Source organism: Candidatus Nomurabacteria bacterium, assembly GCA_016699085.1.
Taxonomy (GTDB): domain Bacteria; phylum Patescibacteriota; class Minisyncoccia; order Phycocordibacterales; family UBA9973; genus CAZLWF01.
In genome coordinates this window covers 219,058-230,334 of record CP064958.1, presented here as the reverse complement: position 1 = coordinate 230,334, position 11,277 = coordinate 219,058, and the positions used below count along the sequence as shown (strand labels likewise).

The 11,277-nt window shown below is 41.4% G+C and carries 9 protein-coding genes; 7 read left to right on the top strand and 2 right to left on the bottom strand.

Annotated elements, in window-relative coordinates:
* The first annotated feature begins 69 nt into the window (after positions 1-69).
* From IPF86_01155 to IPF86_01140, 4 genes are all read left to right on the top strand, one after another.
* Positions 70-315 (top strand): PspC domain-containing protein, encoded by a 246-nt coding sequence (locus tag IPF86_01155; GenBank protein QQR50514.1) that lies wholly within the window; start codon positions 70-72, stop codon positions 313-315.
* Between the two features lie 38 nt (positions 316-353).
* A complete protein-coding gene (locus IPF86_01150) occupies positions 354-1,130 on the top strand; it encodes a hypothetical protein (GenBank protein QQR50513.1) in 777 nt (258 codons plus the stop codon).
* Between the two features lie 158 nt (positions 1,131-1,288).
* On the top strand, positions 1,289-1,789 hold the full coding sequence (locus IPF86_01145; protein QQR50512.1) for a hypothetical protein: 501 nt from the start codon (positions 1,289-1,291) through the stop codon (positions 1,787-1,789).
* Positions 1,786-3,528 carry an ABC transporter ATP-binding protein gene (locus IPF86_01140; protein QQR50511.1) on the top strand — a complete coding sequence of 581 codons (1,743 nt, stop codon included), beginning with the start codon at positions 1,786-1,788 and terminating at the stop codon, positions 3,526-3,528. The genes IPF86_01145 and IPF86_01140 overlap by 4 nt, the downstream gene beginning before the upstream one ends.
* 50 nt (positions 3,529-3,578) lie before the next feature.
* Here IPF86_01140 and IPF86_01135 read toward each other — a convergent pair whose 3' ends face one another.
* Complete coding sequence (locus IPF86_01135) at positions 3,579-3,770, bottom strand: DUF1328 domain-containing protein (GenBank protein ID QQR50510.1); 192 nt, start codon at positions 3,768-3,770, stop codon at positions 3,579-3,581.
* A 143-nt stretch (positions 3,771-3,913) separates the two neighbouring features.
* Here IPF86_01135 and IPF86_01130 point away from each other — a divergent pair, with 143 nt between their 5' ends.
* Positions 3,914-4,951, top strand: coding sequence for a hypothetical protein (locus tag IPF86_01130; protein ID QQR50509.1), 1,038 nt, complete (start codon positions 3,914-3,916; stop codon positions 4,949-4,951).
* Between the two features lie 78 nt (positions 4,952-5,029).
* Here the strand turns inward: IPF86_01130 and IPF86_01125 are convergent, their stop codons facing one another.
* Positions 5,030-6,592, bottom strand: a complete 1,563-nt coding sequence (locus IPF86_01125) for a T9SS type A sorting domain-containing protein (protein QQR50508.1) — start codon at positions 6,590-6,592, stop codon at positions 5,030-5,032.
* A 150-nt stretch (positions 6,593-6,742) separates the two neighbouring features.
* On the opposite strand from IPF86_01125, the gene IPF86_01120 reads away from it, so the two are divergent.
* Positions 6,743-8,470, top strand: coding sequence for a hypothetical protein (locus IPF86_01120; protein ID QQR50507.1), 1,728 nt, complete (start codon positions 6,743-6,745; stop codon positions 8,468-8,470).
* Positions 8,471-8,574: 104 nt separating this feature from the next.
* Positions 8,575-11,211, top strand: coding sequence for an HAD-IC family P-type ATPase (locus IPF86_01115; protein QQR50506.1), 2,637 nt, complete (start codon positions 8,575-8,577; stop codon positions 11,209-11,211).
* The last annotated feature ends 66 nt before the right edge of the window (positions 11,212-11,277 follow it).

Sequence of the window (11,277 nt, the reverse complement as noted above, 5' to 3'; positions counted from 1 at the left end):
ACCAAACAAAAAATGCCCAAAGGCATTTTTTGTTTGGTCAGGTAACTTGTTACTTGCTATACTACCCACATGAAAAGACTTTATCGAAGTGAGACAAATCGAGTAGTAAGTGGTATTTGTGGTGGTATAGGAGAGTATTTTGAAATAGATCCAGTACTTATTCGAGTAGTATTTCTTTTTCTGTCATTTGTGACAGGCCTCATCCCGGGACTTATTGCATATGGTATCTCAATCCTCATTATTCCCGCGTCGCCCGATGAATCTGTTATTCATGTGCATACAACAACGCAATCAGCAGGCAAGAAAGATAATTAGTTACTATAGATACGACATTTGGATTTTGAATGATCTGTATGGAAAATCAAACAAAAAAAATAAACAGAAAGATTGTGGCAACTTTCTGTATTGCTTGTTTTACACTCTTGCTTACTCTCGGTCAACTTGGTTGGCAGATATATACAACTGCAACTCATAATAAATCTATTATTTTTTGGAAAAATGATGATGATAAAAAAATTCAAGAAATAGGGGCATATCTCGATAATATTTCGCCTGAATTTATTGCAACAGTTAAAGCCTTATCTCAAGAAAATAATATTCCATCGTGGGGTTGTGGCCCTTCAAGTTATGCGTTGGCAAAAATACTTAACCAAAAATTCTTTAATAATGAGCTTCCAATTGGTGCTACCTATCACGGCAATACACATGAAATAGTTGAGCGATTCAGCTTTGCTTTTCAGAATCCAGAAAGTAAAAAAGACCAACATATGGTTGATCATGCATGGCTTGAAATCTACTTTGACAACAGATTTATGTACATTGATCCTACTATCGGTCAATTTGGTAATTACGACAAAATAGTCTATGAAGTATTCAAAGTTGGTGATCCAGAGGTACAGACGATTATGCTTCAAAAATATGGGCTTGCAGATATAAGACTTAAGGTATTAGTGCAAAAAGTTGTTAATCGGGTACCTCCTAGTCAAGAACCGTATCCAGGGATGACAATAGATCCTTCTATGATTGATTATTATCTTCAGTCAGTACAAGAGCGCGATCAAGTTGATCATGGTGATGAGCCAGCAGGATGGCAAGCATGGATCGCTACTTTACTGAGTTTATTTGCCTAAAATAAATGTTTTATCAGACAATGTATTGCCCGTGTAAGTTTTAAGTGTGTATGCTTTGAATATGAACAACTTAAGGCAAGTTAAGTTTTTATTTTGAGTGGTTTTTCTATTTAGCATAGTTTGCTATACTTGCGGGACTTATTAATCATTTTATTCACATGTATACAAAAGAAGAAATCTGGTCATCGTTTAGCAATGAAATAAGAATTATTAAACATTTAGGAGAGAAAATATCACCAGATGGGCTTGATCATAGGCCAACAGAAAAACAAAGAACAACACTTGAGCTTATGCAGTACATAGCAAGAATGGGCAAAGGAGTGTTCCGAGCAGTGCTCGAAGAGAGAGCTGAAGGTTTTACTGGCTATATCACAGAGTCAGAAGGAATAACACTAGAGAATTTTGCCGTAATGATGGACAAACAAGAGATAGAAATGAAAGAGCTATATGAGAAATTTGATGATGCTGAACTAGGAAAAGCACTCTCACTCTGGGGCAGGACTGCAGAGAAAAGATTTTTTATTTTAGATGCGTTAAAAATGATAACAGCATATAAAATGCAGCTGTTCTTGTATATCAAAGCAAGTAGTGATGCTTCGATTGGCACGATTAATCTTTGGGCAGGTATGGACGCACCAGCTCCTCAAATTACAGCATGAAGATTCTTGTTTCGTATTTAAAACAGCATACATGGCTCTGTGTTGGGGTTATTCTATTGGCAACAATTAATCAGACTTTTTCGCTCCTAGATCCGCTCATTTTTCGCCATATTATAGATGACTATGCTACTAAGTTTGACTCTTTTACTTTTGTTGAGTTTTTTAGAGGCGTATCATATCTTTTGTTACTTGCTGTTGGTGCGGCCTTTGTATCACGGGTCGCGAAAAATTTCCAAGACTATTATTTAAATACTGTCACCCAACGAACTGGTGCAAAGATTTACAATGATGGCATTGAACATTCTCTTGCGTTGCCATACGAAGTATTTGAAGACCAGCGCAGTGGTGAGACTCTCGGTACGTTGCAGAAAGTGAGAACCTCAAGTGAGACATTTATAAATGCTTTCATTAATGTCTTGTTTGTTTCGATTATCGGGTTTATTTTTGTCACAATATACGCTGCCAAAATTTATTGGGGCGTCGCTGTCGTATATGCGCTCACTATCCCTATTATTGGTGGATTATCGTACGCCCTAACAGCTAAAGTGAAAAAGATTCAGAAAATTATTTTAGCTGAAACAACAGCACTAGCTGGATCAACGACTGAGTCACTCCGAAATATTGAGCTTGTGAAAAGTTTGGGATTAGTTACTCAAGAAATAAATCGGCTGAATGCAACAACAGATAAAATACTCAAGCTTGAGCTCAAGAAGCTCCGCTACATTAGAAGTATTTCATTTGTACAAGGAACGCTTATTAATTTAATGCGTACCCTTATATTGGCATTCCTCCTCTATCTCGTATTTGCCAAAATTGTCACCTTTGGCCAATTTTTCTCCCTCTATATATACTCATTTTTTATTTTTCAGCCACTCCAGGAGCTTGGTAATGTTATCAATAGCTATCGAGAGGCGCAGGTTGCGCTTAAACGCTTTGAAGAGATTATGCACGCGCCGTCTGAACCAAAACCTGACAATAGTACTCAGATACCAAATATTACACACGTTGCGTTTAAAGATATTTCGTTTAAATATAAAAGCGCAGGGAATGCAGCGCTTGAGAATATTACATTTGAAGTAACTCAGGGGGAGACGATTGCTTTCGTCGGTCCCTCAGGCTCAGGAAAAACTAGTTTAGTTAAGTTATTGGTTGGATTATATACACCAAAATCAGGGGAGATAACTTTTAATGACATTCCGATGCATGCATTAGATATGAATGTATTGCGAGGACAGTTTGGATTTGTCACACAAGATACTCAACTTTTTGCTGGCACGATACGAGAAAATCTTCTCTTTGTGAATCCGTATGCAACTGACGATGAATGCCTAGGTGCACTTGCTTCTGCACAATGTCAGAACTTGCTTGCGCGCGGTGGGGCAGGGCTCGATACCGTTATTGGTGAAGGTGGGGTAAAGGTTTCAGGAGGCGAAAAACAGCGCCTGTCTGTTGCCAGAGCATTATTACGCAAACCAACTATTCTTATTTTTGACGAGGCAACATCATCACTTGATTCAATTACTGAAGAAGAAATTACTAAAACTATTCGTGATGTATCAGTAGGCAATGAAAGAATTTCTGTACTTATTGCTCACCGACTCTCAACCATTATGCATGCTGACCGTATCTATGTATTAGAAAAAGGCAACATAGTCGAAGTCGGAAATCATGATGAGCTGTTAGACAAAAAAGGTCTCTACTTTGCCATGTGGCGTCAGCAAATAGGAGAACGCGTATAAAATAATAAAAACTCCCGGAACGGGAGTTTTTATTTCAACAATTAGGAATTTTATTGCTTTGAAATTGTATTTTTAATACCTTTAAATAATGCTCCTCCAATAAGCAAGGTAATAATAAATATAACTAAAAATACAAAGAAAAGAATTTTTGCAATTGCTATTGAGGTTCCAGCGATTGTCGTAAAGCCTAGTAAACCCGCGATAATTGCAATGATGAGAAAAATAACACTCCATTTAAGCATATAATTATAAGTAGCAATACTTTAATAAATTCGGCCTCTATGTATTATAGTATGCAGCAAAGTGTCGTCAATACTTTCCACAAAGGTGAAATTGCAGCATATAAAAATTACAAATAAGTTCTTTTTCTTGATATACTTTTTCTATGCAACTCTCAAAACGTTTTGGTTTCCTACTAGCTGGTCTTAGTGCCATCCTATTGCCATACATAGCTCGCGCACATGAAGTCTATGTGTTAAATAGTGAGGAAGTAAATAGTGCCCTCCAAGCCCCAGCGCTTAATTTTAGAGAAGTTGTTTTAGGGCATACGTATGAGTTTCTTTTTTGGGGCTTCGTTGTTTGCATTAGTATTACGCTTGTCTTTTTTCTTTCAATCTCAAAATGGCTCGAACGCAAGATTGATCCATTACTGTTCAAAATAAAACCATACGCAGGTCACATTGCACAGGCAACTTTCGGATTGGCGCTCATAGCAAGTGCATATTATGGATCAATTTTTGGATTGGAATTACCATTTAGTTACTTTTTCCCAGCCCACACACTCTTATTTCAGTTTATTGTCTATGCTGTGGGCGTCTCAGTACTTTTTGGATTCTTTCCTCGAATTGGAAGTTTTATCGTTGGATTACTTTTTCTTTATATGTTTTCCAAAAAAGGAATCTACATGGTTAGCTACTTTACGTACTTAGGTGAAGCAACAGTCCTTGTTATTTTTGGCGGTGCATATCGCATATACTCAAAGCCTACGTCTTGGTCAGTTATGTTGACCCAAATGGCAGCTCATATACGACCGTATAGCTTTCTGATTATGCGGATACTCTTTGGTGTATCCCTTATGTTTGCCTCTTGCTACGCCAAGTTTCTCCATGGCACGCTTGCGCTTGATACGGTCGCTAAATATAACCTAACAAACTACTTTCCATTTGATCCGATGTTTCTCGTTTTCGGTGCATTTGCACTTGAACTTCTGATTGGTCTTTTCTTTATGATTGGATTTGAAATACGATTCACGTCGCTCTTCTTCCTCTCGTTCCTAACGATGTCACTTCTCTTTTTTGGAGAAGCGGTCTGGCCACACCTCATACTTATCGGTACTGCTATCGCAACATTCGTCCATGGCTATGACGAATATACGATCGAGCACCATTGGTATAAGAAGCAAGTACAAGAGCCTGTCTTGTAAGTTTCTCTATTTTTAAGGGATTATAAAAAGTCAAAATAAAAAAGCCTTTCCATGTTTTGGAAAGGCTCATTGTTCTTTTTATTTTTGAACTACGAGTTCTTTTGTAATTATTTCTTCACCAATAGAAAGGTAAAGGAAATAAGTACCAGTAGACAAATCGTTGCCGTTAACTATGATGTTCTGTGTGCCAGGCACCAAATTTCCACACAGTACAGTCTGTCCATGCATATTTACTATTGCGTATTCTTCCGGTGCAATATTACCGAACGAAATAGTGGCAACATCTGCAACAGGATTTGGATAAACATTTATTGATTGTTCATCAATGATGTTATCCCCATTTGTCGGAAAGTCACCTCCGAGTCTTACAATGACAATATCACTTCCGCCCTTTGGGTTGCCAGCAGCAAGATCTCCGTCAGTAGAGTTGCTATTCATAACAACACGGTAACTTCCACTACCGAGATCGGTAATTGATACGATAGCATCATCACCACTTCCTCCGACTAACATTTGCCATTCAAGTGCACCCTGTTCATACTCCTGTAAGACTCTTTTGTCGATAAATCCGTCGGTTCCACCATGGTTATTTACAAATACTCCATCGTTGGAATTCGTCGATCCTACAGTAAACACAAAAGGTCCCTTGAAACAGCCACTATTTAGTTGATCACTTCCTGAACCTCCCTGAAGATTTTGCCAGTAAAGATTACCATTATCGTCTATGCGTGCGGACCAGAAGTCTTCAGTTCCTGCATCAGATGTGGTACCGGTAAGAAGTAGTGTACTTCCATCTGCAGTGATAGAAATAAATTCATCATCTGAGGTGCTTCCAAAAATTGTCAGACCTAATTGCAAGCCATTAGAATTTTGGATCTTCAAAAATACTCCATCATTACCTCCTGTACTGTAATAATAACCGAAGTCCAGAGAGTTTGTTTTTCCAGCGATACTGGTTTGAGTGCCTGAAACGTAAATATCATTAATTGCATCATCACCACTTCCTCCGTAGCTTAAGTCCCAGGCTTTTTCTGCATTTGCATCTAAGGCAACTAGCCACATATCAGATCCTCCAAAATTTTCGGAAACCTCAAAATCGTTTGAGTAAGTATTACCGAAGATGAGTATTCCTCCATTAGCTAATTCAGTAAGGCCAACACCTATGTCGTTACCAGATCCGCCTACACATTTCTGCTGAGTAAGATTGCCCTGGGCATCTGTTTTAACAAACCAGATGTCGCTAGTACTCCCACCTCCATGCTTACCTTTTACCTGATCGCTATCATTGGCAGTAAATGTATAACCAACAAATGCATATCCGCCGCCGGAAAGGGCAATACCGTTGTTAAAAATTTCATTTTGGCTGCCACCAAAATTGTTTCCCCATACTTTGGTGCCGGCAGAATTAAATTTTATTGCATAGGCATCATATTTCCCGAAATTGTTTGGAGCATCACCATCTTCAGACTCAGTTCTGCCAAAGATAATGTAGCCCCCATCCGGGGTTACAATTGAACCGCACGCAGAGTCATTAGCGCTGCCTCCAATGTTTTTAACCTCTTCTATCACAGGTGGTGATTGTGAGTAAACTGCAATGCACGACAGTGTCAGTGCAAGAAAAAAAGTTGTAATCTTTTTCATCTCTTGTTATTTTTTTGTTAAGAAACTGCTCTTTATCCGCAAGGAAAGGTCCAGGCGCGAGTAACAGCTTGGTAACGTTGTACCTTAAATTATCAAATAAGTCAACTACTCTGTATTTGACAAATAATACGCATATGATATAACGCGCTTATGAAAAACATATTTTGGGGAGTCCTTATAGTTGTAGCTTTTACATACAGCAACCCTTTTACGGTTTCTGCGGATGATGAAACCCTTGCTCCATGTGCGATTATTTCGTTTAAAGCTGTGCCTGCTACAGTTGCTTCAGGTGGATCCTCTACTCTTAGTTGGTCCACGACAGGCTGCATGTCCCATGCGATCACGCAAGGTTCTACGACTCTTATTAACTCGCCTTTTCCTACAGGATCAGTTGGTACCGGTCCGCTCACTTCTACAAAAGTGTATCTTCTTACTGCCGTCGGAGACACCAATACTATCACTGCGACTGCTAAAGTGACGGTTGGGATTCCTACTCCGTGTATGATTAATTCTTTCACTGCATTACCGCCATCTATTCCTTACAACGCCACTGCTACTCTCACGTGGAACACCACCAACTGCACGACTGTTTCTATCTCACCTGTGACCGGCAATGTTCCCGTAGATGGTACTATTTCATCCGGCCCTCTTACGCAAACAACCATTTTCATCCTGACCGCCTCAAACTCTATCAACACCACATCAGCCACCAAGATTGTGACGGTTGTGCCGCCACCGCAATGCACGATCTCTATTTTTAATGCAACACCGCAAACCGTAACCTATGGACAGACGACCGTGCTCAATTGGAAGACAGTAAACTGCAATACAGGATCGATCGATCAGGGCGTGGGGGCAGCTGCACCAATAGCTGAAGGTTCTATTGTCACGGGACCGCTTACGCAAACAACACTCTTTAAGTTGACTGCAATCGGCACCGCGAATACGACATCGGCACAGACGACGGTAAACGTGGCGCTCGCGGCGTGTACGCCAAATACCTGGACGCAAAAAGCAGATTTTGGGGGTATGGGGCGCCATGAAGCCGTAGGATTTTCTATCGACAACAAAGGATATGTGGGAACGGGATACGCATATAATGGCGGAACAAATAAATTTCGTAAAGATTTTTGGCAGTATGATCAACTCACAAACACCTGGACCCAAAAAGTGGACTTCGCGGGGACTGCTCGTATGGCAGCTGTCGGTTTTGCGATCGGCGGCAAGGGATATGTGGGGACAGGGATAAATTGGGCGACCGGTCCGTTTGATGATATGTGGCAGTATGATCCTGCGTTGAATACTTGGACACAGAAGGCAAGTGCTAATGTTGTTAGCTGGCATCAAAGTGTTGCCTCCTCACTAAATTCTAAAGAATATATTGGCACCGGGCACAATATCAATAGCCCGAATAATAATTTTTTCTGGGAATATGATCCGACCACGGATACCTGGACGCAGAAAGCTGATTTCGCGGGGACTGCTCGAAGTAGGGCGGTTGGTTTTGCATTGAATGGAAAAGGATACCTTGGAACAGGAGAAGATGAGTTGGGTAAAAAGAATGATTTTTGGGAATATGATCCAACTCTAAACACGTGGACTCAAAAAGCAGATTTTGGTGGGGTAGCACGCGATGGTGCAGTGGGTTTTACTATTGGCAGCAAGGGATATGTGGGGACAGGTAATGCAGTAAGTGGCTACAAGAAAGATTTTTGGGAATATGATTCGATAGCTGATTCATGGACACAAAAAGCGGACTTCGGGGGAATAGCTCGCAATAATGCTACTGGTTTTAGTATTGGTGGCAGAGGGTATATAGGGACAGGTGTCGCGAGCGCAACGAATTATAAAAAAGATTTTTGGGAATACTGCCAGTAAATTAATTCTGAATAGTGAACTATTGAAAGTTTTTACCATAAATAAGGTAAGATAGTAATTATTACTACCAATGAGAAGTCTTTAGAATACAGACTACCCTAAGTATGGATAAAAAAGTATCAATTTCAGCGCCATGGTTTGCAACCGCTGATGAATTATTGCGGAAATTAGAAGCACGTCCTGAAGGCCTCACAGAGGTAGAGGTAGCTACGAGGGTGGCAGAGTATGGCAGTAATGATTTTCAAAGACGCGAACGTGCAAGCGTGACGCGATTGCTTGCAAAACAGTTTGCAAGTCCGCTGATTTTTATACTCGTCGGAGCGGCAGTACTTACCGGGGTGCTCGGTGAATGGGTCAACATGGGTGTCATCATCGGCGCGGTTGTGGTAAATGTGGGACTTGGATTTTATCGCGAGTATCACGCTGAACACACGCTCGATCAGCTTGCGACCTACATCAAGGATCGTTCGCGAGTTATGCGTGAGGGAATCGAACAAGAAATCGACTCGATGATGTTGGTCCCTGGAGATATTATCAAACTATCGTATGGTTCGAGAGTACCGGCAGATGCACGGCTTATTTCTGTAAACAATCTGCGTATCGATGAAGCCATACTGACTGGTGAATCGCTCCCGATCGAAAAAAAGGTTGATCAGATTGCCGAAGCGGTGCTGGTTGCGGACCGCATCAACATGGTCCACGCAGGGACGCTTGTTGTGGAAGGTTTTGCAACTGCGCTCGTTGTGCATACGGGCATACATACTGAAATCGGGAAGATAGCTGGGATCGTCAGCTCGATTGACCGCGCCCCCACCCCGATACAGACTGGCATTAAGAAATTGTCATGGTTTATTTTTTGCATCACGATTCTGATCGTAGTTGCTATTTTTGTCCTGGGGCTTTTGAAAGGTGAACCAATTTTTAATATGCTCGTACTTTCGCTTGCTGTTGCCGTCGGTGCTGTTCCGGAAGCATTGCCGATAGCGCTTACAGTGATTCTTGCGGTCGGCGCCGAGCGTATTGCAGCGAGGAAGGGCGTGGTGCGGAAACTCGCAGCAGCTGAGACACTTGGATCTACGACGATGATCATGACAGACAAGACAGGCACACTTACCAAAGCCGACATGCAGCTTGTCGGCGTGTATCCAGTCTCGGTTCTTCTTCTGCCCTCGCATACTTCAGGACATCTTGCGCATCTTTCTCCGGAACAAAAAAGTATTTTGACACTCGCACTTTCCAACATAGATGTGGTTGTTGAAAATCCACAATCACCCGAGAGCGAATGGAAGTTTATCGGACGGCCGTTTGAAGTGAATATTGCAAAGGCGTGCCTTCTGCACCACATTTCGATCGACTCAATGCTTTCCAAAAAATCACTTTTGCATATTCCTTTCAATTCGACCAATAAATTTTCAGTGTCCTCGCATGACCGCATGTATATAGTGATGGGAGCTCCCGATGTGTTGCTCAAACGAGCAGCGATCGGGAAAGATGAATATTTGCGTATTGAATCATGGATCCATGAGACTAGCTCACGCGGCGAGCGCTTGATCGCGCTCGGTACACTCAGGCACGAAGAAGTGTCGCGCATGCATCCGGACGCAATAACCAACATTGAATTTAAAGGTATCTTGTCTTTCCATGATCCGATCCGCGAAGAGGTGCCGGAAGCGATTCGCACGATTGAGGCACGAGGTGTGCGAGTCGTGATTATGACGGGAGACTTGCGAGGTACAGCGCTTGCGGTAGCAACAGCGCTTGGTTGGCATGTGACGGATACAGAAATAATTACAGGTAATGACATTCATACAATGAATGACGAAGAATTGAAAGAAATTATTCCACGCATCAAGATTTTTGCCCGCGTGACACCAGAAGACAAGTTGCGGGTGGGTATGCTCTATAGGGATTTAGGTGAGGTGGTGGCAATGACAGGCGATGGTGTAAACGATGCCCCAGCATTGAAAGCAATGGATATTGGAGTATCACTTGGGTCTGGAAGTGATGTAGCAAAAAGTGCAGCAGATCTGGTGTTACTTGATGATAATTTCCAGACCATTACTATGGCAATCGATGAAGGAAGACGGATTCTTGCGAATGTACGTAAAACGTTTATGTACCTGATGTCTAATTCTTTGGATGAGGTCATTGTGGTCGGTGGAAGCTTGGTCGCGGGCATCGCGCTTCCTGTTACTGCGCTACAGATTATTTGGGTTAATCTTTTTACAGGTAGTCTACCAGCACTCGCATTTGCGTTTGATCAAGATCTTGATAAGGAAAAAAATCATCATTCATTTGCAAAAGATTTATTTACAAAAGAGGTCAAGGTGATTTCCCTTGGTATTGGTGTAATGACTTCAGTGCTCCTTTTCTTCCTTTATTGGTGGCTTATATCGATCGGACTTGCTGTACCGGTCGCGCGCTCAATATTCTTTGTTTGTTTTTCTTCATATATTTTAGTGGTGGCCTTTTCATTTCGAAGTCTGCACCGCCCACTTTTTTCGTACAATGTTTTCTCAAACAAAAAACTCAACTTGAGTGTTCTCATTGCATTTCTCATATTGATCGCGACAATTACCATACCATTTATGCGCGAAGTGTTTGGTATAGCACCACTACCACTCTCGTGGCTCTGGGTAGTCGGCGTGTGGCTCGTGCTCAATGTGGCACTTGTTGAGCTTGCAAAATTATGGTTTCAATATTCAAGTAGTAGAAATAAGCATATTAAAATATCTTCATGAGTGGCTCGTGCAATCACGGTGTGTAGAACAGTAAGTAGTATCTCTCTAGTATGAATACATGCTTTT